The sequence below is a fragment of the Luteimonas sp. A482 genome (assembly GCF_054072655.1).
In genome coordinates this window covers 14,942-38,896 of sequence record NZ_JBSVRO010000007.1, presented here as the reverse complement: position 1 = coordinate 38,896, position 23,955 = coordinate 14,942, and the positions used below count along the sequence as shown (strand labels likewise).

The 23,955-nt window shown below is 67.3% G+C and carries 24 protein-coding genes; 11 read left to right on the top strand and 13 right to left on the bottom strand.

Annotated elements, in window-relative coordinates; translation table 11 throughout:
- Positions 1-37 precede the first annotated feature (37 nt).
- Positions 38-616, top strand: a complete 579-nt coding sequence (locus tag ACW5DW_RS15695; protein ID WP_457020167.1) for a Crp/Fnr family transcriptional regulator — start codon at positions 38-40, stop codon at positions 614-616.
- A 6-nt stretch (positions 617-622) separates the two neighbouring features.
- Here ACW5DW_RS15695 and ACW5DW_RS15690 read toward each other — a convergent pair whose 3' ends face one another.
- The 8 genes from ACW5DW_RS15690 to ACW5DW_RS15655 form a co-directional block, all read right to left on the bottom strand.
- Complete coding sequence (locus tag ACW5DW_RS15690) at positions 623-1,003, bottom strand: GNAT family N-acetyltransferase (RefSeq protein ID WP_457020166.1); 381 nt, start codon at positions 1,001-1,003, stop codon at positions 623-625.
- Between the two features lie 24 nt (positions 1,004-1,027).
- The gene (locus tag ACW5DW_RS15685; RefSeq protein WP_457020337.1) at positions 1,028-1,870 is read right to left on the bottom strand and encodes an isocitrate lyase/PEP mutase family protein; all 843 of its coding nucleotides are present in this window, start codon (positions 1,868-1,870) and stop codon (positions 1,028-1,030) included.
- Between the two features lie 203 nt (positions 1,871-2,073).
- Positions 2,074-2,859, bottom strand: coding sequence for a hypothetical protein (locus tag ACW5DW_RS15680; RefSeq protein ID WP_457020165.1), 786 nt, complete (start codon positions 2,857-2,859; stop codon positions 2,074-2,076).
- 361 nt (positions 2,860-3,220) lie between these two features.
- Positions 3,221-4,225, bottom strand: coding sequence for a DUF4238 domain-containing protein (locus ACW5DW_RS15675; protein ID WP_457020163.1), 1,005 nt, complete (start codon positions 4,223-4,225; stop codon positions 3,221-3,223).
- A gap of 209 nt (positions 4,226-4,434) precedes the next feature.
- On the bottom strand, positions 4,435-5,016 hold the full coding sequence (locus tag ACW5DW_RS15670; RefSeq protein ID WP_457020161.1) for a hypothetical protein: 582 nt from the start codon (positions 5,014-5,016) through the stop codon (positions 4,435-4,437).
- A 135-nt stretch (positions 5,017-5,151) separates the two neighbouring features.
- A complete protein-coding gene (locus ACW5DW_RS15665) occupies positions 5,152-5,928 on the bottom strand; it encodes a TSCPD domain-containing protein (RefSeq protein ID WP_457020159.1) in 777 nt (258 codons plus the stop codon).
- Between the two features lie 52 nt (positions 5,929-5,980).
- Positions 5,981-6,520 carry a hypothetical protein gene (locus ACW5DW_RS15660; protein ID WP_457020157.1) on the bottom strand — a complete coding sequence of 180 codons (540 nt, stop codon included), beginning with the start codon at positions 6,518-6,520 and terminating at the stop codon, positions 5,981-5,983.
- 194 nt (positions 6,521-6,714) lie between these two features.
- A complete protein-coding gene (locus ACW5DW_RS15655) occupies positions 6,715-8,865 on the bottom strand; it encodes an adenosylcobalamin-dependent ribonucleoside-diphosphate reductase (RefSeq protein WP_457020155.1) in 2,151 nt (716 codons plus the stop codon).
- A 507-nt stretch (positions 8,866-9,372) separates the two neighbouring features.
- On the opposite strand from ACW5DW_RS15655, the gene ACW5DW_RS15650 reads away from it, so the two are divergent.
- The 7 genes from ACW5DW_RS15650 (at position 9,373) to ACW5DW_RS15620 (ending at position 15,910) form a co-directional block, all read left to right on the top strand.
- Positions 9,373-10,803, top strand: a complete 1,431-nt coding sequence (locus ACW5DW_RS15650; protein ID WP_457020153.1) for a Do family serine endopeptidase — start codon at positions 9,373-9,375, stop codon at positions 10,801-10,803.
- 57 nt (positions 10,804-10,860) lie between these two features.
- A complete protein-coding gene (locus ACW5DW_RS15645; protein ID WP_457020151.1) occupies positions 10,861-11,220 on the top strand; it encodes a hypothetical protein in 360 nt (119 codons plus the stop codon).
- A gap of 9 nt (positions 11,221-11,229) precedes the next feature.
- Complete coding sequence (locus tag ACW5DW_RS15640) at positions 11,230-11,718, top strand: phage holin family protein (RefSeq protein ID WP_457020149.1); 489 nt, start codon at positions 11,230-11,232, stop codon at positions 11,716-11,718.
- Positions 11,718-12,248, top strand: coding sequence for a hypothetical protein (locus ACW5DW_RS15635; RefSeq protein ID WP_457020147.1), 531 nt, complete (start codon positions 11,718-11,720; stop codon positions 12,246-12,248). The genes ACW5DW_RS15640 and ACW5DW_RS15635 overlap by 1 nt, the downstream gene beginning before the upstream one ends.
- A gap of 389 nt (positions 12,249-12,637) precedes the next feature.
- A complete protein-coding gene (locus tag ACW5DW_RS15630) occupies positions 12,638-13,753 on the top strand; it encodes an AI-2E family transporter (protein WP_457020145.1) in 1,116 nt (371 codons plus the stop codon).
- Positions 13,754-13,788: 35 nt separating this feature from the next.
- Positions 13,789-14,514 (top strand): HAD family hydrolase, encoded by a 726-nt coding sequence (locus ACW5DW_RS15625; RefSeq protein WP_457020143.1) that lies wholly within the window; start codon positions 13,789-13,791, stop codon positions 14,512-14,514.
- 4 nt (positions 14,515-14,518) lie between these two features.
- Positions 14,519-15,910, top strand: a complete 1,392-nt coding sequence (locus ACW5DW_RS15620) for a leucyl aminopeptidase family protein (protein WP_457020142.1) — start codon at positions 14,519-14,521, stop codon at positions 15,908-15,910.
- A 3-nt stretch (positions 15,911-15,913) separates the two neighbouring features.
- Here the strand turns inward: ACW5DW_RS15620 and ACW5DW_RS15615 are convergent, their stop codons facing one another.
- From ACW5DW_RS15615 to ACW5DW_RS15595, 5 genes are all read right to left on the bottom strand, one after another.
- Positions 15,914-16,336, bottom strand: coding sequence for a hypothetical protein (locus ACW5DW_RS15615; RefSeq protein ID WP_457020140.1), 423 nt, complete (start codon positions 16,334-16,336; stop codon positions 15,914-15,916).
- Between the two features lie 363 nt (positions 16,337-16,699).
- Positions 16,700-17,302 (bottom strand): response regulator, encoded by a 603-nt coding sequence (locus tag ACW5DW_RS15610; RefSeq protein ID WP_457020139.1) that lies wholly within the window; start codon positions 17,300-17,302, stop codon positions 16,700-16,702.
- A 130-nt stretch (positions 17,303-17,432) separates the two neighbouring features.
- Positions 17,433-18,650: a sensor histidine kinase gene (locus ACW5DW_RS15605; RefSeq protein ID WP_457020138.1), complete on the bottom strand. Its 1,218-nt coding sequence runs from the start codon at positions 18,648-18,650 to the stop codon at positions 17,433-17,435.
- Positions 18,651-18,714: 64 nt separating this feature from the next.
- Positions 18,715-19,479: an ABC transporter permease gene (locus ACW5DW_RS15600; protein WP_457020137.1), complete on the bottom strand. Its 765-nt coding sequence runs from the start codon at positions 19,477-19,479 to the stop codon at positions 18,715-18,717.
- The gene (locus ACW5DW_RS15595) at positions 19,476-20,381 is read right to left on the bottom strand and encodes an ATP-binding cassette domain-containing protein (RefSeq protein ID WP_457020136.1); all 906 of its coding nucleotides are present in this window, start codon (positions 20,379-20,381) and stop codon (positions 19,476-19,478) included. The genes ACW5DW_RS15600 and ACW5DW_RS15595 overlap by 4 nt, the downstream gene beginning before the upstream one ends.
- A gap of 187 nt (positions 20,382-20,568) precedes the next feature.
- Between ACW5DW_RS15595 and ACW5DW_RS15590 the strand changes: the two genes are divergently transcribed.
- The 3 genes from ACW5DW_RS15590 (at position 20,569) to ACW5DW_RS15580 (ending at position 23,954) form a co-directional block, all read left to right on the top strand.
- Entirely contained in the window at positions 20,569-21,801 is a 1,233-nt protein-coding gene (locus ACW5DW_RS15590; protein ID WP_457020135.1) for an efflux RND transporter periplasmic adaptor subunit, read from the top strand.
- 241 nt (positions 21,802-22,042) lie between these two features.
- Positions 22,043-22,735 carry an ABC transporter ATP-binding protein gene (locus ACW5DW_RS15585; RefSeq protein WP_457020134.1) on the top strand — a complete coding sequence of 231 codons (693 nt, stop codon included), beginning with the start codon at positions 22,043-22,045 and terminating at the stop codon, positions 22,733-22,735.
- Positions 22,736-22,787: 52 nt separating this feature from the next.
- A complete protein-coding gene (locus ACW5DW_RS15580) occupies positions 22,788-23,954 on the top strand; it encodes an ABC transporter permease (RefSeq protein WP_457020132.1) in 1,167 nt (388 codons plus the stop codon).
- Position 23,955: the final 1 nt, after the last annotated feature.

Genomic DNA, 23,955 nt, shown 5'->3' with positions numbered 1-23,955 from the left:
CATTAACCCGGGTTTATGCCCGTCCCGGAGTGCACCCATGTCGGCCGAGCGTCCTGATCCCGCCGGGTTTGCCGAATGGCTGCAGGCGCATCCGCCGCTGCGGCCGCACCTGCGCCGCCTGCAGGTGGCCGCCGGCGAGCCTGTGTTCCGCCAGGGCGATCGTTGCAGCGATGTCTTCGTGCTGCGCTCGGGCCTGGTGAAGATCGCCTACGTCACCCACCACGGCAGGGAGCGGGTGAAGAGCTTCATCGCCGACACCGGCCTGTTCGGGTCGCGCAGCGCGCAACTTGAGGGTGTAGGCAGCCCGTTCGCAGCCACGTGCCTGGAGGATTCCTCGCTGGCCGTGGTTCCGTATCCGGTGTTCCGGGCGGCGGCGCTGGCCGATCCCGCGCTGATGCGCACCATGTTCGCCTTCAACGAATGGCTGGCGATGAAGAAGGAGCGCCGCGAGTACGACCTGCTGTGCCGTTCGGCCGAAGAGCGCTACCGCGTCTTCCTGGCGCAGGAATCTGCGCTGGCAGATCGCCTCACCCAGGGCGACATCGCCCGGTACCTCGGCATCACCGCGATCGCACTCAGCCGCATCCGGCGACGCCTGGCGATGACGACTGCGTAGCGCGTCTCATTCCGTCGCACCGCCGAGGTCCATCGAGAAGTACTTCGCTTCCCACGCCATGCCCTCGCGCTCGTAGAAGTGGTGCGCATCGGTGCGTCGCAGGCCCGAGACCAGGCGCACCTGGCGGCAACCCTGCGCGCGGGCATGGTCCGCGATCCAGGCCAACAGGGCGCGGCCGTGGCCGCGCGAGCGGTCGGCTTCGGCCGTGACCAGCTCCTCGACCTCCAGATAGCGGCCGGTGTGCAGCCACTCCCCGATCCGGATGCCCGCGAGTGCGCGCAGGCCTCCGTCCTCCAGCCCCACCAGCCGGTAGCCGCTGCCGGCCATCAACCGGGACACCGTGGCCACGTAGTCCTCACGCTGAAGGTGCGGGCGCAGCACGGACATCAGCTCGCGCTGCGCTTGCCCGGGCTACGCTGGCTTTGGCCTGGGGCGGTCGAACAATGCATTCAACGTCGCGCCCGGGATCGCACCTTCCAGCCCGGCGAAGCTGCCCTGTTCCTGCAGCAGCCGGGTGGCTTGCATGAAGCCGCCCCAAGCGGTGCGCGCCAGTGCACCGCCCAGGCTGACCCGGCGCACTCCCATCGCGGCGATGTCCTGCAGGGTGAATGCACTGGGGCCTCCCACCAGCAGGTTGATCGGCTTCGGTGCCACCGCGGCCACCACTGCCTCGATGTGTGCACGCTGCACGATACCGGGCGCGTACAGGCAGTCCGCCCCCGCATCGGCGTAAGCACGCAGGCGCACCAGGGTGTCTTCGATATCGGGCTGGCCGACGAAGAAGTTCTCGGCGCGTCCGATCAGCATCACATCCGCACCGGAACGATCGATCGCCGCGCGCGCGGCACGCAGCCGGACCAACGCCTCGTCCAATGGTTTGAGCGGCTGCAAAGGATCCGGATTGGCGTCTTCAATGGACAGCCCGGCTACGCCGGTGTCGATCGCGCGCAGGACGGCCTGTTCGACGTCGGCCGGGGTCTTGCCGAAGCCATCACCAAAATCCGCGTTCAACGGCAGGGCAGTGGCCTCGGACATTTCACGCAGATGCGCCAGCACCTGTTCCAGGTCCTCAGCCCCATCGGCCTTGCCCTGGCTCCACGCATGGCCGGCACTGGTCGATGCCAACGCCTTGAAGCCGGCGCTCTGCAGATAGCGCGCGCTGCCGCGATCCCAGGGGTTAGGCAGGATGAAGCAGCCGCTCCGGTGCAATGCGCGGAATTGGCGACGGCGTTCGCCGGGATCAGGCATGGACATACGGGGAGCCTCCGGGAATGGCCGATGCGGCGTTGCCAGGTCTGCGGAGCGAAGGTAGTGCACCGCGTCCGCGACAGGCGTCGCGCCTATAGTCAGCGAGTAGCCCGGATTAAAGACAGCGGGCGCGCCGCCTCACGCTTGAACTCGGCCGTGAACTGTTCTCTCTTGCCCATCGAACACCTCCGGGACCATTGTCCTCGTTGCTAGGTGTCCGAAGTGCCGGGGCACTCCAGGGTAGCGTTCTGGCCAGGACTGGTGAGAAAGTCGACTCTGACCCCTGTTTCGACCCCTGTTTCGCGGACCCCTGTTTCGCGTTGTTCGCCGTTCTTGATCTGCAACGCCTCGTCAAGGAGAAACTCGTACAGCTGTAGACGCCGTCGGAACTCCGCCGCGAACCACCCGATGATCCAGAGCATGACCGCCATCAGCGCCAGTATTGCCAGCCAAAAAGGCACAGCCAGAAGGTCTTGCCAATTGCGCAACAGCACCAGTATGGACAGCATCAATGGCAGCAAGCCGAGGCGCTCGACGCCCCCGAGCATCATCACAAGCCGGGAATTCAACCGCGCTTGGCCCATCCCGGCATAGCGCCGCTGACGCTCGAGCACACCACGTGGATACGCGGCCAGTCGGCCAGCCAGCGCGAGAAGCTGCGCTGCATCGTGATCGAACTGCTCAATGAAGCCGCGCCGTTGGTGGCGGAACTGATTGAACAGTACCCAGAGATTTCGAACGAATCCCGGGGCAAACCCGATGAGGGCTGTGATCAGTCCAAGACGTGCCAGCGTCACCATCCAGAAGGCGGGCTCCAACCACTCGATCAGCAGCGAGGGCAGCAAGCCCAGGAACATTCCCACCGTGCCCACGGCGGTCAAGGGCTTCGCCCATTGCGGAGAATTCAGGACCGACACCGGGCCCTCCGGCATGGCTTCGATCAGCGCATCCAGTGACTTGAAGGTCAGCTCGGGCTTGTGTTCGCTCTGGGTCATCGTGTTCTTCTGCTGGGAGAACGGGGCGGGCTGAACTCTGGGCAAGCGGTCACCACAGAAATGAACCTGACCCCTCTTCCCCCGCTTCTCTCCCAGTTTCAGATTCTTGTCAGGCAAGGAGAAAGTCGACTCTGACCCCTGTTCTGAGAAGAACTACACCCGGCCCCGTTCTTCCCGCAGCGCGTTCGCGCGTGACCTGGGCTGGTTCGCAACGGAGCGGTGGCCGGTTGTTCGGCGCTGCGCTGACGTGCTGCGGAGGCAAGTACACCTGGCCCCGTTCTTCTGGCGGCGAAATAGTGACCCCTGTTTCGCAGTTCTTCTCTAAACCGATCTCGGCGGCGAAATGGTGACCTCTTTTCACTTATGCATCTCTTTCCACTAAAGCTTGCTCATAGCCCCAAGCTTCCCACATCCTCCGCTCTGCATAGTACAAATCGCGATCCACCAAGCGTTGGCGAAAGCGTTGTATGTCGAATGCTTTGGCGGAAAAGACGTACCTGTCAGCGTTCTCGATGATGATCTGTGAGATGAGCTCCGTAGTGGTTGCGTCGAGCGGTCGATCTTCGGTCGGCGCTCGCCTGCCAACGCAGACATGCATGATGTGCGTGGGAGACAGTGGTAGCAAAACGTCGCCATTGGGAACTCCCCAGCCGCCGGACAAACTATAGTTATAACGACTAAAGTAATTAAGGCGAATCAGGGGATTATCTGATGTTGGCCATGTATAGCCTGGTGCGGATCGCCTGATCGACCAGCCCTTATAAGAAATTTTGTCTATGGTGCTGGTCAGCAGGTGACGAAGACCCCAAAGCCAGAGCTTGCGTCCTACTACGGTTTCGGCCCTAAGCAAGCCTACTCCGCCTTCCTCCTCCTCAACCCGCACTCTTAGAGGAAATCCTGAACTGACCGACTCTCCCGGGGCGACCGCTAATCTATCCTGTTCCAGCTTTTTCACGGCGTTTCGAAGAATCTGGTCCAGCTGAGTCGGCAGATCCTTTGCTTGTCTGCGAAGAAAGTCTCTTAGTCGAGCGGGCGTGCGAACGTCTTGGGCGAAAGCGAATCGAATAAGCGCGCGCCATTCATCTTTCGTCATTCCCGAGTTGGCAATTGCGCGTTGAATGCTAGCTTCTGCGGGAGCCTCAAATCGGCAATCCAGCCACCGCTCAAACTCGTCGTTTTCTGTGCCTCCAACGATCTGAGTGTAGAGATGCTCGTGAAACGCAATGCCCTTCAGTGAGTGGTGCTTCCATGGCGCGATGCGATCGTTGGGAACGAGTAGGCTATACGTGGCGACCTTGCCGTCGGTCGCCCACTGCTTGAGGTAAGTTTTCGGAACATAATGATTCTTGATGCGCAACTGATGCATGCCTCGCAAGAACTAGGCTTGTGCGACATCGGGCGGGGCAAAATATGCCCAAGGCTGCGTCGCAGCATATATTCGATTCTTGCCAAAGAATTGCAGGCTTAACGAGCCCATCCATGAGGCAGCAGCCGACGCCTCAGGCAATGAAGAATGTTCCATATCTCTATGTGCCTTGGTTCGTCATCTTGCTGCTTTTTGGCGGCGATTTCCGCCTAAGCAGTGGGCCGCGTGTCGGCAAGGGCCATTTCGTTCCTAAGCTCATGCAACTGCCAGGCTCCCCTTTTTGCCTGATCCAGCAAAAAAATGATTAGGGAAAAGTCTGCAATCAAGAAGCCGATGGTTCTGAAGCCGTCAAATCCAACACCTTGTGCCCATGCTATGGGCAGCGCGATTCCCACAGAGGCGCAGGCCGGAATCATCGACAGTTCAAACTTGAACCTTGTGACCATGGACTTGAGATAGCGATGTGCGACATAGCGGTCAGTGGCAGGGGAAAAGAGGTAGTCCATCCACTGCCGATCAAACTCGTCCGGCGAGACATTCTTGCTTTGGCAAACGTGTGGGTCGATGATCGCAACTTCGATGTGTGCCCCAATGTCCTCAAGAACCATGCCCGCTACCAAGGCGATGGCAATTATGAAAGCTGCTGAGATCAGGCCAGCCGAGTTCCAGTGGCTAGAGTGAAGTAATTCCGGCCAGAAGAACCAGCCGAGCCATGGAAAAGTAGCAGTAAGGCCCGGGAGTAAGATGACCATCACGACGCGAAAGACATCCGGCTTCAGAGGGCTGGTCAAGTCCATTTGATCTGGTCGCGTCAGTAGATGGGTCCGTAATGAGAATGTCTTGCATACGGCGGACAAGAAAAGAAAGGCGCCCGTTCACCTCTGAACGACCGACTCATCTTTATTTACGCAGCTATGCCATCCGATTCACCCGCACTTGCTATACCCACAATTCAAACAAGTCGCACACCCATCCATGATCACCAGCGCCTTCGTGCTGCACTTGTGGCACATCGTGGCGCTGGGCGGGAAGCTGGTGCCGTCGCCGGTCACTGCGATGTCTTCCAGCGGCTCCGGGTAGCCCGGGTCTTCCGGCGTGGCGTCTATGTCAGAGTTTTTTTTTGACCGGTCTTCGTACTGCTTGCGCTTCTCGGCGATCATGGCCTTCTGCGCGGCGCTCATATCGGGGTCGTGGAGCATGCCGATCGACTTGAGGTGGTCTTCGACGATGCTGCCGAGTTCAGCGACAAGACTGGGCATGTACACGCCGCCGGCCTTGAAGTAGCCGCCCTTGGGGTCGAACACGGCCTTCATCTCTTCCACCAGGAAGGTCACGTCGCCGCCCTTGCGGAACACGGCGCTCATGATGCGGGTGAGCGCGACGATCCACTGGAAGTGCTCCATCGACTTGGAGTTGATGAAGATCTCGAACGGGCGGCGGTGCTCGTGCTCGTTGCCGGCATTGAGCACGATGTCGTTGATGGTCACGTACATGGCGTGCTCCACCAGCGGCGACTTGATCTTGTAGGTGCTGCCGATCAACACCTCGGGGCGCTCGATGCGCTCGTGCATCTGGATGATGTCGGCTTTCTTGGGCAGCTCGGCCTCGACCTTCTCGCGCGGGACGGCAGCGCCGGCAACGGGCTTGTCCTCGGGGATGACGACGGCGTAACCGGTGATTTTCTTGTCGATCTTGACGGCCATTGCGTGGTTCCTGGTATTGCGGTGCTGCTGGGGGAATGGATGGCGGGAGCGGCTATTGGCTTGTGGCGGTCTTGCGGGCGACGGTCTTCTTTGTCGCCGGTTTTGCTGCCTTTTTGGCCGCCTTTTTTACCAGCGTCTTCTTCGCCGGCGCCTTGGCCACGGCGGTCTTCCTGGCAGCTGTCTTTGCCGGGGCCTTGGCTGGCGGTGCCGACAAGGCGGCCCGCTTCTTCGCCGCGGTGGCCGGCACGGCGGCCTTCTTCGCTGCGGCCTTGCTGGTGTTGGCGCGCTTCCTGGCCGCGGCCCGCTTCTTCAGCGCGGCGGCGTCGCGCCGGCCCTCTGCGCTGGTTTCGGCCAACGACTGCTTGGTGGCTTCGATGCGCTTGCCGACGCTCGCCCTGGCTTTGCTGACGGCGGCCTTGGCCTTGGTGGCGGTCTGCACGACGGCCCGTTCGGCCTTGGCTGCGGTCTTCTTCGCTTTTTTCACCGCCTTGCTGGTGCGCTCGACCACGGTCTTGCCGATGTCCTTCGCCGTGACGGCGAGGGCGCCGGCGGCACTGCTCAGGGTTCCGTTGACCCGTTGGCGCTTGCTCATGGGTTGGTCCTCGTCGGGTGCTGCTTCGGTAATCGGGGGGTGGGCAAGGCCCGGGAACGTGGTGCGAAAGGACTGCGGTGGGGGTTTGGCGACCTGGGGCCCCCACCCCGGCCCTCCCCCGCGGGCGGGGGAGGGAGCACAGCGGAAGGGCAGGGCTTCAGAACTTGCCGTGACCCTTGCCACGGCGGCAGCCGTCAGAACTTTCCGTAATAACCCTCTTTCAATGCGTCGAACAGGTTTGCGGCGGTGTGGGTTTCGCCGTCGTATTCGATCTGTTCGTTGCCCCTGACCTCGACCACGCTGCCGTCCTCGAGCTCGAAGCGGTAGGTGGTGTTGGCAAGGTCGGCGTCCTTGACCAGCACGCCCTGGAAGGCGGCGGGGTTGAAGCGGAAGGTGGTGCAGCCCTTCAGCCCCTGCTGGTAGGCGTAGCGGTAGATGTCCTTGAAGTCTTCGTACGGATAGTCGGTCGGGACGTTCGCGGTCTTGGAGATGGACGAGTCCACCCACACCTGCGCGGCGGCCTGCACGTCGACGTGTTCCTTCGGATTGATGTCGTCGGCCGAGATGAAGTAGTCGGGCAGCTTTGCGTCGGCTTCCTCGGCGTAGGGCATGGCCTTGGGGTTGACCAGCTCGCGGTAGGCGAGCAGCTCGTACGACCAGACGTCGACCTTTTCCTTGGACTTCTTGCCCTCGCGGATCACGTTGCGGCTGTAGTGGTGCGCGAAGGATGGCTCGATGCCGTTGGAGGCGTTGTTGGCCAGCGACAGCGAGATGGTGCCGGTGGGCGCGATCGAGCTGTGGTGGGTGAAGCGCGCGCCGGTCTCGGCGAGCTGCTCGACCAGTTCCGGCGCAACCTCGGCGATCTTCTGCATGTAGCGGCTGTAGCGCGCGTGCAGCACCTTGCCTTCGATCTTCTGGCCGATCTTCCAGCCGTCCTTCACCATCTCCGGGCGCTTGCGCAGCATCGCGGCGGTGATCTCGAACTGCTCGGACATGATCGGCGCCGGGCCCTTTTCCTGGGCCAGGGTCAGGCCGGTTTCCCAGCCGGCCACCGCCATCTCGCGGGCGATGCGGCCGGTGAACTCGCAGGACGCGGCCGAGCCGTACTTCATGCGCAGCATGGTCACCGTGCTGCCCAGGCCGAGGAAGCCCATGCCGTGGCGGCGCTTGCGCATGATCTCGTCGCGCTGCTGCTGCAGCGGCAGCCCGTTCACCTCGACCACGTTGTCGAGCATGCGGGTGAACACGCGCACCACTTCCTTGTATTCCTCCCAGTCGAACGCGGCCTTGTCGGTGAACGGGTCGCGCACGAACTTGGTGAGGTTGACCGAACCCAGCAGGCAGGCGCCGTAGGGCGGCAGCGGCTGCTCGCCGCAGGGGTTGGTGGCGCGGATGGTCTCGCACCACCAGTTGTTGTTCATCTCGTTGACCTTGTCGATCAGGATGAAACCCGGCTCGGCGAAGTCGTAGGTGGACACCATGATCATGTCCCACAGGTGCCGGGCCTTGAGCTGGCCGTAGATCCTGCAGGCGACCATGCCGTCGTCGCGGCTGATGTAGCCGTCGGTGTGCGGCCAGTCGCGCCAGACCACGGTATCGGCGTCGGCCAGGTCGAAGTCCTCGGCCTCCTTCTCGCTCACCGGGAACACCAGCGGCCAGTCGGCGTCGGTATCCACCGCCTGCATGAAGCCGTCGGTGATCAGCAGCGACAGGTTGAACTGGCGCAGGCGCCCGTCCTCGCGCTTGGCGCGGATGAAGTCGCGCACGTCCGGGTGGCTGACGTCGAAGGTGCCCATCTGCGCGCCGCGGCGGCCGCCGGCCGACGAGATGGTGAAACACATCTTGTCGTAGATATCCATGAAGGACATCGGGCCGGAGGTGTGCGCGCCGGCGCCGGCGACGAAGGCGCCGCGCGGGCGCAGCGTGCTGAATTCATAGCCGATGCCGCAGCCGGCCTTCAGCGTCAGGCCGGCCTCGTGGACCTTGTCCAGGATGCCGTCCATCGAATCGGTGATCGTGCCCGAGACGGTGCAGTTGATGGTGCTGGTGGCGGGCTTGTGCTCCTGCGCACCGGCGTTGGAGGTGATGCGGCCAGCCGGGATCGCCCCGCGGCGCAGCGCCCAGAGGAAACGCTCGTACCAGTACTTCTGCTTCTCGGGCGTGGCTTCGGCCTCCGACAGCGCCTTGGCCACGCGCTGGCAGGTGCCGTCGATGTCGGCATCCACCGCCACCCCGTGCTTGGTCTTGAGCCGATATTTCTTGTCCCAGATGTCCTGCGAAGCGGGTTGCATCGGGATCTCCCGTTCGGCTTGGGTCTTGACGGCTTCCAGACGGACCGTACTCATTGCGTCTGCTGTCTCCTGTACCGGCCCGGGTGCGTGCCCGGGCCATTGTTATGGTCGATGCCGGGCCGCGAAGGACGCCGACACGGTCGGGGGCGGTTTGCGCGTCAAACGCTCGCGCCCGCCCCCTGGATACTTGCTTTTGGTGTCTTGCGTGGCCCTGTGAGCGGCATCCGCGCGTCCCCCTGGTCGATCGGATGGCGGATTCGCCATTTTGCCGAAAACCCCACGCCTTGGGATAGGCCTGGAGGCCAAACCCCAACATGTTGTGGAGGGCCGAGCCAAGCTACGCGCGGCCCAGGGCGAAGTCAACCGCGATGGAGCGGATCGGACGAGGTCACAGACGCAGCCACGGAAAACCGCCGTGTTCAGGCTGGATGGAGGGTCGCGGACGGACAATTCCGGCCCCGTTCGTGGTGCAGTGCGGCGCGATGGCTGCGCAGCCGGGCTTGTCCGGGCGGCGCCGCGCGCCCATCTTCACCGCTCCCACCGCCCAGCCGCGAGCCGACCATGCGCCCAGCTCCCACCCTGCTCGTGCTTGCCGCCGCCGCCGCGTTTGGCGGATTCGCTGCCACCGTCATCCGCGATGCCGTGCAGTCGCCGGCGCGGGCGGCCGAACCGGCCACGGCGCAGGCGGTGCCGATGGTCGCGGCCCTGCCGATGGCGGTCGAGGGCCAGCCGATGCCGTCGCTGGCGCCGATGCTGCGGCGGGTGACGCCCTCGGTGGTCAGCGTGCAGGCCGCGCAGCGCCGACAGGTGAGTCCGTTCGGCAACGATCCCTTCTTCCGCCGCATGTTCCCGGACCTGTCGCAGGAGCGCATCGCGCGCTCGCTGGGGTCGGGCGTGGTGGTGGATGCGCGCAACGGCTACGTACTCACCAACCACCACGTGATCGAGAACGCCGACGAGGTGTCGGTGACGCTGGCCGACGGGCGCACGCTCGAGGCCGAGTTCATCGGCTCGGATCCGGACACCGACGTGGCCCTGATGCGCATTCCCACCGAGGGCCTGACCGCGATCCCGCTGGCCGGCGGCAGCCAGCTGGCAGTCGGCGATTTCGTGGTCGCGGTGGGCAATCCCTTCGGCGTCGGCCAGACCGTCACTTCGGGCATCGTCTCGGCGGTGGGCCGCAGCAACGTGCCGGGCGTGGGCTACCAGAACTTCATCCAGACCGATGCCTCGATCAACCCGGGCAACTCGGGCGGTGCGCTGGTCAACCTGCGCGGCGAGCTGGTGGGCATCAACACCGCCAGCTTCAATCCGCGCGGCAGTGCCGCGGGCAACATCGGCCTGGGCTTCGCGATCCCGGTCGAGCTGGCGCGCAACATCATGCAGCAGCTGGCCAGCACCGGCACCGTGCAACGCGGCACCCTGGGCATCGACACCCAGGCGGTGGACGCGCGCCTGGCCGCGGGCCTGGGCCTGGCGGATCCGCGCGGCGTGGTGGTCACGCGCCTGCACGGCGACTCGGCCGCGGCCGCGGCGGGGCTGCGCACCGGCGATGTGATCGTGTCGGCCAACGGCCAGCGCATGGACGATCCGGTGTCGTTGCGCAACTTCCAGGGCCTGCAGCCGCTGGACGCGCCGGTGACGCTGGAGGTGCTGCGCGACGGCAAGCCGCGCACGATCAGCGCGCGCCTGCGCGCGATGCCGCGCGATGGCGCCAGCTTCGATGATCGGCTCACCGGCGCCACCTTGTCCGACCTGCCCGAGGCGGTGCGCCGGCAGAACCCGGATGCGCGCGGCGTGCTGGTGGAAAAGGTCGACGCCAAGGGGCGCGCGTATCGCAACGGCCTGCGCGAGGGCGACTACATCTTCGCCGCCAACAGCGGCGAGTTCCGCGACCTGGCCGGCTTCCGCGATACATTGGCCGAGCGCCCGCAGCAGCTGCTGCTGCGGATTTCACGCGGCGGACGCGTCGGGAACCTGATCATGGAGTGACCGGCATCCAAGCCGGACTCCCCCGCAGCGCCCCCACACACCATGGAGAACACCGCAATGACTCCCACCTCGACCGACGCACTCAAGAGCAACCTCGGCCAGACCGGTGCCAGCCTCAAGACCGCCGCGACCGACGCGGGTGGCGCGGTCCGCAGCGCCGCTGCAGCTGCCGGCGAAGAACTGCGCGCCGGGGGTTCGGCGGTCAAGGCCGACCTGGCCGATTCCGCACTGGCCGGCATCGCCGCGCTGGAAGAAGGCGGCACCGTGGCGCGCGAGCAGGTCGACGCGCTGATGGACAAGGGCAAGGATCTGATCGACAGCGCCGCGGACCTGATCCGCGAGCGTCCGATCGCTTCGTTCGGCGTGGCCTTCGCGGCTGGCTGGATCATCGCCAAGCTCGCCCGCGGCAACGACTAAGCGTCCGACGTGGGCGCGGAAGCAGCCAGCGCCGGCGCGACGCCGGGCGCGGACGACGGCACCAAAGCGCAGGGCATCGATGACGCCCTGCGCGAACTCAATGCCGCGCGTCGCGAGACCGTCGACGCCGCCCGCGGCACGGCAAGCGCGCTGCGGCGGCTGGCCGCGGCCGATTTCGCGCTGGCCCGCAGTGCGGTGGGTCGCAGCCTGGCCTGGGCCGGGATCGCGGCGCTGCTGGGCAGTTCGGCCTGGCTGCTGCTGACCGGCGTGCTGGTGGCCGGCCTGCATGCGCTGGAGCTGGAATGGGTCTGGTGCCTGCTGATCGTGGCGGTCGTCTACCTGGCTGGCGCCGGCCTCTGCGCCTGGCGCATGCGCGCTTATCTGGAGCACATGGGCATGCAGGCCACCCGTCGCCAGCTCTCGCAGCTGCGCGGCAAGCCTGCGCAGGAAGAAGCGGCGCCACCACCACCGATGCCCGCGCAGCAGGGAGTGGAGTGATGCGTTTCGACGACCTGGTCCAGCGTGTCCACGACACCGAACGCGCGCTCGAACTGCAGCGTTCGCACACCCGCAACAGGTGGCGCGGGCTGCGTACCTCCTGGCGCGAAGGCTGGACGCCGACGCGGATCGTGCTGGCCGGCCTGCTCAGCGGCTTCCTGGTCGGGCGCGTGCAGCCGGTGCGCAAGGTGGTCGGCCTGCCCGCATCGCGCTGGGTGCAGATCGGCACCAGCCTGTGGACCCTGGCCGCCTCGTTCAAGGCCAAGGATGCGGCGACCACTGCCGAAGCCGCTGCCGGCGAAGCGGGTGTAGCCGCGCACGTCGCAGCTGATACGGCCATCGGGACGGGTGCCGCTGTCGCTGCGGGGACGGCCGACATTGCACGGGCGGCAAGTGTCGCGGCGCAGGGCTTTTCGCCTGCCGCGTCGCCCGAGCGCCCCAGCGCTTCTGATTCGCGCCGCCGTGCCGATCCACAGTGGCAAACCGAACCGCGCCCGGCGGAAGCCGCGACCGAGCTGTCGGAGCGCTAGGCAAGCGGGCTGGCCATCGGACTGCCTCGCCAAGGCCTGTCATCTATCAGGCCTGTCATCTATCAGGCCTGTCATCTATCAGGCCTGGCATCCGAGGTGCGTCATTTTTGTCGGGCTGACGCCGATCACTTCTGTCATTTCGTTTGGGGCTTCTGTCATTTCGACCGAGACTTCTGTCATTTCGACCGAAGGGAGAAATCTCCTTCAGCCGCGTCCGCAAGATTTCTCCCTTCGGTCGAAATGACAATCCCTGCGATCGAATGACAATCCCTGGTTGTCCGGATCCGGGTGACGTCAGCATCCGACCGGGCCACACTGCGAATCGCCGCCATCACGTCGCCATGCGCCAGGGCGCCGGATGATCGCGACCCTCACCGCCGAAGACCGCCATGCCCCACGACGCCACGCCCCCCGTGCCCGCGCCAGACGTCGTTGCGCCCGAAGCCGCGGTGCCCGCGCCTTCGCCGCGGCCGCGCAGTCCAACCGCGCTGGTGGTGCTGGCCACGCTGGCGGCCGGCTACACGCTCTGGGCCGCACAGGGTCTGCTGCTGCCGGTGCTGCTGGCGATGTTCCTGGCCCTGGTCGGCAATCCGATCATCCGCATGCTGCGCCGGCTGTGGGTTCCACGCTTCCTCGCCGCCGTGCTGGTGCTGTGCGGCGGGCTGGCCGTGACTGGCGCGCTGGCCTACCACATGCTGCCCTCGGCGATGGCCTGGGCGCGCGAGGCGCCGCGCGAGATGCGCCAGTTCGCGCCGAAGCTGCGCGAGCTGGTCAAGCCGATGCACGAGGCCAACAAGGCCGCCGAGAACTTCGCCCGCGCCGCCGGCGGCGAGACCGGGCGCCAGCCGCAGGTGGTGCGCACCGCGGTGGACGATCCCTACAGCAAGCTCGCCGAGACGCCGCGCTTGCTGGCCTCGCTGCTGGCCGTGGTGTTGCTGACCTTCTTCTTCATGGTCTATGGCGAGAACCTGCAGCGCAACGCGATCGCGCTGATGCCCGGACGACAGCAAAAGAAGTTCACCGTCGAGATCCTGCAGTCGATCGAGCGCGAGGTCTCGCGCTACGTGCTCACCATCAGCCTGATCAACACCGTGGTCGGGCTGCTGTTCGCAGGTGTGCTGGTGCTGTTGGACTTCGCGCTGTCCGAGGCGCTGCTGTGGGGCACGATGGTGGCGCTGCTCAACTTCGCACCCTATGTGGGCCCGATGATCGGCATGGTGGCGATACTGCTGGTCGGCTTCATTACTTTCGACGAGTTGTGGCAGGCGCTGGTGCCTGCCGCGGTCTACCTGGTGCTGCACACCATCGAAGGCCAGCTGGTGACGCCGATCGTGCTGGGACGACGCATGGCGCTTTCGCCGCTGGTGCTGATCCTGGCGCTGATGGTGTTCGGCTGGCTGTGGGGGATCGTCGGCCTGCTGCTGGCTGTGCCGCTGCTGGTCTGCGTGAAGCTGGTGCTGGCGCGCGTTGACGGGATGGAGGGCTGGGCGCGGCTGCTGGAGTGAGCGGCCCCGCGCACGCTGGCGGCTACAATGCAGCGGTGACTTTCCCCGTTCGCGCGATCACCATCGACCTCGACGACACGCTGTGGCCGTTCGCACCGATCGGCGTGCGCATCGAGCGCGTGCTCGATGACTGGATGCGCAGGCACAGTCCGGCCACCGCGGCGATGTTCCCGATTCCCGAAATGCGCGCGCTGCGCGAGCGCGTCTGGCGCGAGCATCCGCAGCTGGCGCACGACCTGGGCGGGATGCGGCGGCTGACGCTGGAACTCGCGCTGCGCGACAGCGGCGCCGATCCGGACTTGCTCGATGCTGCATACGAGGCTTTCTACGCCGAGCGCAACCGGGTGGAGTTCTATCCCGACGCGGAGGACGCGCTCGCCCGCATCGCCGCTCGGCTTCCCGTGGTGGCGCTGAGCAACGGCAACGCCGACCTGGCGCGGGTCGGCATCGAGCGCCATTTCGCGTTCCAGCTGCACGCCTGCGAGCACGGTGCCTGCAAACCCGATCCGGGCTTCTTCCTCGCCGCCTGCGCGCGGCTGGGGCATCCGCCGGGCGACGTGCTGCACGTGGGCGACCACGTCGAGACCGACGTGGCCGGGGCGATGCGCGCGGGATTGCGCGGCTGCTGGATCCGCCGCGACGACAATCCGGGCGGCCATCGCGCCTGGCCGCTGCCGGAGCTGCCCCCCGACCTGGAGTTCGACAGCCTGACCGGCCTGGCCGACTGGCTGGATGCGCAAGGCCCCGGCGCGGCACACTAGTGCGATGACCAAGACATCTTCCGGCGGCGCGCCCGCCCGCAGCGACGCCGCGCGTGCGCTGCACATCGTCCACGCAAGCGGATTCGCGCAGTGGCGCGCCACCCAGCCGGCCGCGATCCAGGCCTGGCTCGACGCGCAGGGCTTCGACGCCGCGGCCGGCACGCATGCGCTGCTGCCGGGTGCGGACGGCATCGCCGGCGCGGTGATCGGCGTCGGCGACCGGCTCGATCCCTACGCCTATGCGCATGCGCCAGCCGCGCTGCCGGCGGGCGACTGGTCGCCGGCCACCCCGCTTGAACCGGCACAACTGCAGGCGCTGCAGCTGGGCTGGGGCCTGGGCGCCTACCGCTTCACCCGCTACAAGCCCGGCGGCAAGGCGCCGGCGCAGCTTGCGCTGGACGCGCCTGACGCCGAGGTGGTCGACGTGCTGGAGGCCTGCGTGCGCGTGCGCGACCTGGTCAACACGCCGACCCAGGACATGGGCCCTGACGAGCTGGAAGCGGTCACGCGTGCCATTGCCGAGGCGCACGGCGGCAGCTTCGAGAGCATCGTCGGCGACGAGTTGCTGGCGCAGAATTTCCCGGCGATCCATGCGGTCGGACGCGCCTCGCATCGCGCGCCGCGCCTGCTCAAGGTGCAGTGGGGCTTCGATGGCGATGCCGCCGCGGCGCATCCGCACGTGGTTCTCGTCGGTAAGGGCGTGTGCTTCGACACCGGCGGACTGGACATCAAGCCTGCCGACGGCATGCGCAACATGAAGAAGGACATGGGCGGCGCCGCGCATGCGATCGCCCTGGCCGGGCTGGTGATGGCGCGCGCGCTGCCGCTGCGCCTGACCCTGCTGGTGCCGGCGGTGGAGAACGCGATCGGTCCGGATGCCTTCCGTCCCGGCGAGGTCGTGGCCACGCGCAAGGGCGTGAGCGTGGAGATCGACAACACCGACGCCGAAGGCCGCGTGGTGCTGTGCGACGCGCTGGCGCTGGCCGGCGAGCTGGGGCCCGACCTGATCCTGGATTTCGCCACGCTGACCGGCGCGGCGCGCATCGCGCTGGGGCCCGACCTGCCGGCGCTGTTCGCCAACGACGACGCGCTGGCCGACGACTGGCTCGACGCCGGCGGTCGCGTGCGCGATCCGCTGTGGCGCATGCCGCTGTGGCGTCCCTACCTGCGCTATCTCACCAGCAATATCGCCGACCTGGCCAACGCCGGCTCGCGCATGGCCGGCGCGGTTACCGCCGCGCTGTACCTGGAGCGCTTCGTGCCCGAGGGCACGCCATGGGCGCACCTGGATGTGTATGCCTGGAACGACAGCGCCCGCCCGGGCCGTCCGGCCGGCGGCGAAGCGCTGGGCCTGCGCGCGGCCTGGGACATGCTCAAGGCGCGCGCAGCCGGCTGATCCTCAGCGCAGCCAGCCGCGCTTGGCGGCGTGTTGCGCGTAGACCAGCAGGAATGCGGCGATGCCGGCGATCAGCAGGCTCATCGCCGCGCCCGATGCGCCGGAGGCCTGCCAGGCCGGCGTGAGCAGGTACAGCACGCTCATCTGCACCAGCACCGCGGCCAGCGACACCGCCAGTACCGGGATCGCCCAGCGCCTGCGCAGGAGCAGGCCGAGCGAGCCGATCGACCCGGCAAACACGGCGATGCCGTAGAACACCGCCAGCCAAGACGGCATGGCCTCGTAGACCGTGCGCTGCGCCTCGGGCAGCGCGGCGATCTGCTCGGGGCCGAGCCCGGTCTGCAGGAAGAACATCGCCACGCCGGTGAGGTTCCAGGCGAACCCGGCGATCGCGATGACGCGGAACAGGGTGGGGACGCGGGTCATGGCGGGCTCCATCGGCAGTGGATGTGGCTGCGATCCTACGCCGTGGCGGCGGATGTCGCGCGACAAGCGTTGGCCACGGATCAACGCGGATGACGCGGATCAAGCGGTGCGGGGGAGCGCATTGGAACAGGGACGCGGGCGGTCTCCGTCAGCCGACCCTGGCCGAAACGGGACTATGCGCGGGATAGGTTCGCGGCCCGTGCTGCCCGGGCCGCAAGCACGGGCGGCGGACGGCCGGTACGTACTGCCGCCCTGCAGGCGTGCCCGGAATATCTACTTGCGTCATCCGCGTTGATCCGCGTTGATCCGTGGCCCAAAGGCTTCAAGCGAGCCGGCGCCGTGGAACGCACCGGTCTGCCCGCGCTATAGCCAGCCCTTTTCGCGCGCCAGGCGGTAGGCCTCGATGCGGTTGCCGACGCCGAGCTTGCCGATGGCCTCGGACAGGTAGTTGCGCACGGTGCCGTGCGAGAGGTTCAGGCGCGTGGCGATCTCGCCGGCCGCCAGGCCTTCGCCGGCCAGGCGCAGCACCTGGCGCTCGCGGTCGCTCAGCGGATCGGCTTCGCCCCAGGCTTCAAGCGCGAGCTGCGGGTCGATCGCGCGGCCACCGCGGTGCACCTTGCGCAGCGCATCGGCCAAGTGCTCGGCGGGCGCGTCCTTGAGCAGGTAGCCCGACACGCCGGCATCGAGCGCGCGCCGCAGGAAGCCGCCGCGGGCGAAGGTGGTGACGATCACCACCTTGACCGGCAGCCCGTGGCGCTGGATGCGCTGCGCGAGCTCCAGGCCGGTGAGGCCGGGCATCTCGATGTCGGTGACCAGGATGTCGGGCGAGAGCCGCTGCAGCTCGCGCCATGCGGCTTCGCCATCGCCGGCATCGCCGACCACCTCGATGTCGGCTTCCATGCCCAGCAGCGCCGCCAGCGCACCGCGCAGCATCGCCTGGTCTTCGGCGAGCAGGATGCGGATCACTGGATAGGGCAGGGCAGCGGCATGCCGGAACGTTAGCAGTTCCCGTTGCCTCGATGTCTTGTAGGAGCGGCTTCAGCCGCGATTGGGCGTGCGGATGTCGCGTCACCTTCGTTCGCGGCTGAAGCCGCTCCTACACGGGCACGGAGGGATCTTGCGGCGGGGTGAGCGCGTCGTCGTTCGCCGCCAGCGGCACGCGTGCCTCGATAGCGGTGCCGCCATGTTCACCTGCGCCGATCTGCAGTCGGCCGCGCACGCCCTTGATGCGTTCGCGCATGCCCGACAGTCCATTGCCCGGCACGATCGCGCCGCCGCGGCCGTCGTCGACGATGCGCAGCACCGCCTCGCCCGCCTCCATGCCGAAGCTGGCTTGCGCGCGCTGCGCGCGGGCGTGGCGCTGGATGTTGGTGGCGGCCTCGCGCACGGTCATCGCCAGCGCGGACTCGACCCCGGCCGGCAACGCATGGCCGGTGAAGCCGTCGTCGAAGCGGTAGTCGAAGGCGATGCCGTCGGTTTCCAGCAGCAGCCTGGCCGAAGCCAGTTCCGCGGCGATGCCCGCGGCGCGGATGCCGCTCACCGCCCGCCGCACCTGCGACAGCGCATCGCGCGCCACGCGGCTGACCTCGTCGATCTCCAGCCGCGCCGCGACCGGATCGCGTTCCAGCAGCCGGCCGGCGAGGTCGGACTTGAGCGCCACCATCGACAGGGTATGCCCGAGCAGGTCGTGCAGGTCGCGGCCGATGCGCTCGCGCTCCGCCAGCGACGCCAGGCGCCGCACTTCGTCATGCGACAGGCGCAGCGCGGCGTCGCGCTCCATGCCCATGCGATCCACCACCACCAGCACGCCGACGATCGCGGTCACCGTGGGCATCCACACCAGCGCCTGCCACGGGTAGCCGATGTGCAGCGCATAGGCCATCAGCAGCGCATTGAGCGCCAGCAGTACCACTAGGTAACCTGCCAGCGGGCCGCCGCGCCGCGGTTGCAGCATCACGCAGCCGAACACGAAGTAGCTCAGCCCCGACGGGTACCAGGGCAGCAGCGCGAAGCACAGCGCCACCAGGCCAAGCGCGCAGGCGTAGGCCCTGCGTGGCGATTGCACCACCGTCAGGACGTAGAGCAGCACGAACAGCGGATACGACAACAGCGTCAGCCACGCCCACTGCGTGCTGTAGCCAAAGCTTCCGCCGGCGAAGGCGGGCGTGAGGAACACCCACACCGACCACACCATGTGCACCAGCGCCAGCCACGGCGACCGGCCCATGCGCTGGTCGAGCGCAGCAAGCGAGCCGGGCTGCGGCTGCAGCCAGCCGGGCAGGACAACGCGACGTGGAAGGTGGAACCCGCTCATCTGCATCGGTGCTCGATTGAAACCCCCGCCCCGCAGTCGCGGTCCCTGCCGTACGGCGCCCGGCTCATTCGGCCGCCGACAGCCGACGCTGCGCCAGCACGAAGCATGCGCCGGTCACGGCCGCCAGCGCCAGCACATGCAGCCAGGCAGCGCCGCCGCTGTCGTGGCCGACCACCTTCTGCGCCAGCTGGGCCAGGTGCCAGGCCGGCCAGACCGGCGCCATCCGCGCAATCCATTCCGGCAACATCGACAGCGGCAGCCACAGTCCGGCGAGGAAAGCCATCGGCAGGTACAGCGCATTGAGCAGGACCGGTGCCGCATTGCCGCCGACCAGGGTCCCGATCCACAGGCCGATCGCGGCAAAAGGCAGCACGCCCAGCACGTTCACCGCGAGCAGGCCTGCCCACTGCGCAGGCGCGAGCGAAACACCGGCCAGCGTCACCGCCAGCAGCGCCAGCACGATGCTGATGATCACCGCGAACAGCGCCGCCATCACCATCCTGGCCAGCAGCAGCGCGCCCGGCGGCGTGGGCAGGGCGCGGCGCAGTCGCAGGTAGCCGCGTTCGCGGTCCATGGCGATGGTGACGCCGAACCCGAACATCGCCGCGCCGATCACCCCGAACACGCCATAGCTGGCCAGCAGATACTCGGCGGCCGCCTGGTTGCCGCGGTTGAGCAGCACGCCGAACAGCACGTAGAACAGCGCCGGAAACACGATGACGGGCACGCAGTACGCGGGCTCGCGCAGCATCCGCAGCAGTTCGCATCGGATCTCGAACAGGTAGGGGCGCCACGGCGCCTGCGTGCGCGGGTGGGAGATGGCGTTCATGCGGCCTCCGCCTGGTCGGGCCTGGTCAGGGCGAGGAAGGCGTCGGCCAGGCCGGCGCGGCGGATCTCGAGATCGCGCAGCCCGGGGTCGGCCTCCAGCAGCTGGCGCACCACCGGTTCGGCCGGCTCGGCCACGATGCGGAGTGCCCCGCCTTCGCGCAGCGCCTGGCGCACGCCCGGCCATTGCGCCACCCGGGACGGCGCGAGCGTGGACACGCAGTGGATGCGGCGCAGCGACACCCGCGCGCGGATCTCGTCCACGCTGCCTTCGGCAAGCAGGCGGCCGGCGTCGATGACCGCCACGCGGTCCGACAACGCCTCGGCTTCCTCCAGATAATGCGTGGTCAGCAGCACCGCGCAGCCCTCGTCGACCTGCTGCCGCACGGAGGCCCACAGCGCCTGGCGCGCGCCGATGTCCAGGCCGGTGGTGGGCTCGTCGAGGAACAGCAGTCGCGGCCGTCCGCAGATGGCCAGGGCGAACTGCAGGCGGCGCTGCTGGCCGCCCGACAGTGCGCCATAGCGCCGGCCGAGCAGCCCCTCCAGCCCTGCGAAGGCCACGCACTCGTCCACGCTGCGCGGCTGCGGGTAGCCGCTGCGCACCAGAGCCAGCACCTCGCCGACGCGCAGGCGTTCGGGAATGCCGGCCGACTGAAGCATCGTGCCGCATTGGCGTCGAACCGCAGCCGTGCCCGGCATGTCGCCGAGCACGCGCACCTCGCCGGCATCGGCCTTGAGCAGGCCCAGCAGCAGGCCGACCGCCGTGCTCTTGCCGGCCCCATTTGCACCGAGCAGCGAGGTGACCTGGCCGGCATGCAGCGACAGGTCGAGTCCGTCGAGCGCGATCTGGTCGCCGTAGCGTTTGCTGGCGCCGCGCAGTGCGGCGAGTGGTGTTGCAGTTGCCATGGGCGCACTCTCGGGACATGGGGCCGGAGTGGAGTCTGTCGGCCCGGCCCCGGGTGTGACATCGCCTGCCGTCAGCCGAAGCATGTGACAGCTGTCAGCAGCCACCGCCGGCCGCGGCAGGTAGTCTGGCCGCCGTTGCTCGCGATCACTGGGTCACAATGGCCGCTGGCCTCCGTCCTGTCCTTCGATGAATACCAACGCCGACCTGCTCAACCAGCTCCGCATCGACCGCTCGCCCGGCCCGCCGCCCTCGCGCAAGGGGCTGTGGATCGCGGTGGCTTCGGTCGTTGTCATTGCCCTGCTCGCCCTCGCCGGCTGGTGGTTGTTCGCCCGCGAGCGCGCGCTGCCGGTGCAGACCGCGACGGCGGTGTCGCTCGCCGCGGGCAGTGCGCCTGCTTCGGTGCTCGATGCCTCGGGCTACGTGGTGGCCAGGCGCATGGCCACGGTGTCGTCCAAGATCACCGGACGCGTGCGCGAGGTGCGGATCGAGGAGGGCATGCAGGTCGAGGAAGGGCAGGTGATGGCCACGCTTGATCCCATCGATGCCGATGCGCAGCGCGCGCTGTCCGCCTCGCAGCTGGGCGCGGCGCGCAGCGACATCGCGCGGGTGCAGGCGCAGCTGGCCGAAGCGGAGGCCAATGCGCGCCGCCTGGATGCACTGGTCGGCGAGCAGCTGGTATCGAAGGCGCAGCACGACCAGGCAGTCGCCAATCGCGACGCGCTGCGTGCGCAGCTGGACAGTGCGCGCCGCAACGCGAATGTCGCCGCTGACGGCCTGCGCATCGCCGAGATCGGCGTGGACAACACCGTGGTGCGCGCGCCGTTCTCGGGCGTGGTGATCGCCAAGGCCGCGCAGCCGGGCGAGATCGTGTCACCGCTGTCGGCCGGCGGCGGCTTCACCCGCACCGGCATCGGCACCATCGTCGACATGGATTCGCTGGAGATCGAAGTCGATGTGGGCGAGGCCTACATCGGCCGGGTGCAGCCGAAGATGCCGGTCGAGGCCACGCTCAGCTCCTATCCGGACTGGAAGATCCCGGCCGAGGTCATCGCCATCATCCCCACCGCCGATCGCGGCAAGGCCACGGTCAAGGTGCGCGTGGCGCTGAAGGAAAAGGATGCGCGGATCGTGCCGGACATGGGCGTGACCGTGAGCTTCCTGGAAAAGGAGGCCGAGGCCGGCAGCGAGCCCAGGCGCGGCGTGCGCGTGCCGGATGCGGCGGTGGTGCAGCGCAATGGCGCGGCCGCGGTGTTCGTGGTGGGCGCGGACAACATCGTCGAGCTGCGCAAGGTCGAGGCGGGTGGCAAGGCGGGCGAGGACCGCGAGGTCGTCTCGGGCCTGGCCCCGGGCGAGACGGTGGTGGTCGATCCACCGGCGGAGCTGGCCGATGGCGCGGCGGTTTCGACGGGTAAGGAATGAAGCACGGCAACGCCAAACGTAACTCTTGGCGTCCGCTGCCAGTTCGGGCTTCTGTTGTTGTTTCGCGTTCCTGTTGTCACTTGAGTTTCTGTTGTCATCTCGAGCGCAGCGAGAGATGACAAAAACGACTTTCGATCCTGCTGTTGCTCCACGTGACAAACCCGCGCGATGCGGCGAACCACTCCGCATCGCATGACCTTCGCCGGGGCATCCCGGCCACGACACCACAGCGAGGCAAGCCATGGCATCCCTGGTATCGATCCGCAGCCTGACCAAGACCTACCAGCGTGGCCCGGAAAAGGTGGAGGTGCTGCACGGCATCGACCTGGACATCGAACAGGGCGACTTCGTTGCGCTGATGGGCCCGTCCGGCTCCGGCAAGACCACCCTGCTGAACCTCATTGGCGGGCTGGATTCGCCCAGCGCGGGCAGCATCGAGGTCGACGGCCAGCGCATCGACCAGCTTGGCGGTGGCAAGCTCTCGCACTGGCGCAGCCAGAACGTCGGCTACGTCTTCCAGTTCTACAACCTGATGCCGGCGCTGAGCGCGCAGAAAAACGTCGAACTGCCGCTGCTGCTGACCAGTCTCGGCGGCGCGCAGCGCAAGCGCAATGCGCAGATCGCGCTGCAGCTGGTGGGCCTGTCCGACCGGGTCTCGCACAAGCCAGGCGAGCTCTCGGGCGGGCAACAGCAGCGCGTGGCGATCGCGCGCGCGATCGTGTCCGACCCAAAGCTGCTGATCTGCGACGAGCCCACGGGCGACCTCGACCGCCAGTCGGCCGAAGACATCCTCGGCCTGCTGCAGACGCTCAACCGCGAGCACGGCAAGACCATCGTGATGGTCACCCACGATCCGAAGGCGGCCGAATACGCCAGCCACACCCTGCATCTGGACAAGGGCAGCCTGGTCGAAAGCCAGGCACACGCGGCATGAATTTCCGTCATCCCGAAGGGCTCGGGACGAGATGTGGAAAGGGAGTCGAGCGATGAAATACTTCCACCTGATCTGGGCCGCGCTGTTCCGGCGCAAGGGCCGCACCTTCCTGACGCTGGCCTCGATCCTCGCCGCGTTCCTGCTGTTCGGCATGCTCGACGGCATCCGCTCCACGTTTGCCCAGCTGGGCCAGAACGCGGACGGCGCGCAGCGGCTGCAGACGGCATCGAAGCTGTCGATCGTCGAAACCCTGCCGTTGTCGCTGGAGTCGCGCATCCGCCAGGTCGACAACATCGAGGCGGTGACCTGGGCCAACTGGTTCGGCGGGGCGTACCAGAACCCGCGCAACCAGCTGTTCACCTTCGCGGTGGCGCCCAATTACCTCGACCTCTATCCCGAGACCGAGGTCGAGCCTGCGCAGCTGGAGAAGTGGAAGGCCACGCGCAACGGCATCCTGGTCGGCCGGCAGATGATGACGCGCTTCGGCTGGGAAGTCGGGCAGACCATCCCGCTGCAGTCGACGATCTTCCCCAACAGTGACGGCACCCTCAACTGGGCGTTCGAGATCGCCGGCGTGCTCAAGGCGCGCGACGAGAAGAGCGCCGGATTCACCGAGGCGCTGATCCTGATGCACTACGGGTACTTCGAGGAGGCCACGCCCTACGTCGACGACAACGTGGGCTGGTACATCAGCCGCGTGTCCGACGTGAACCGGAGCGACGCGGCAGCCAAGGCCATCGACGCGCTGTCGCAGAACTCGCCGCACGAGACCAAGACCATGAACGAGCAGGCCGCGTTCGCGGCCCAGCTCAAGCAGATGGCCGACATCGGCCTGATAGTGGGTTCGATCATGGGCGCGGTGTTCTTCACCCTGCTGCTGCTGACCGGCAACACCATGGCCCAGGCGGTGCGCGAACGCACCTCCGAGCTGGCGGTGCTCAAGACCATCGGCTTCAGCAGTTCCAGCGTGCTGGGCATGGTGCTGGCCGAGTCGGTGCTGCTGGTGCTGATCGGCGGCACGCTCGGGCTTGGCCTCGCCGCGGTGCTGGGTCCGGCCGTGGGCGCGGCCAGCAAGGGCGCGATCAACCTGCCGCCGATCGGCTGGGAAAGCTGGGCGCTGGGTCTGGGGCTGATGCTTGCCATCGGCCTGCTGGTGGGTGCGCTGCCTGCGCTGCGGGCGATGCGCCTGAACATCGTCGATGCACTGGCCGGCCGCTGAG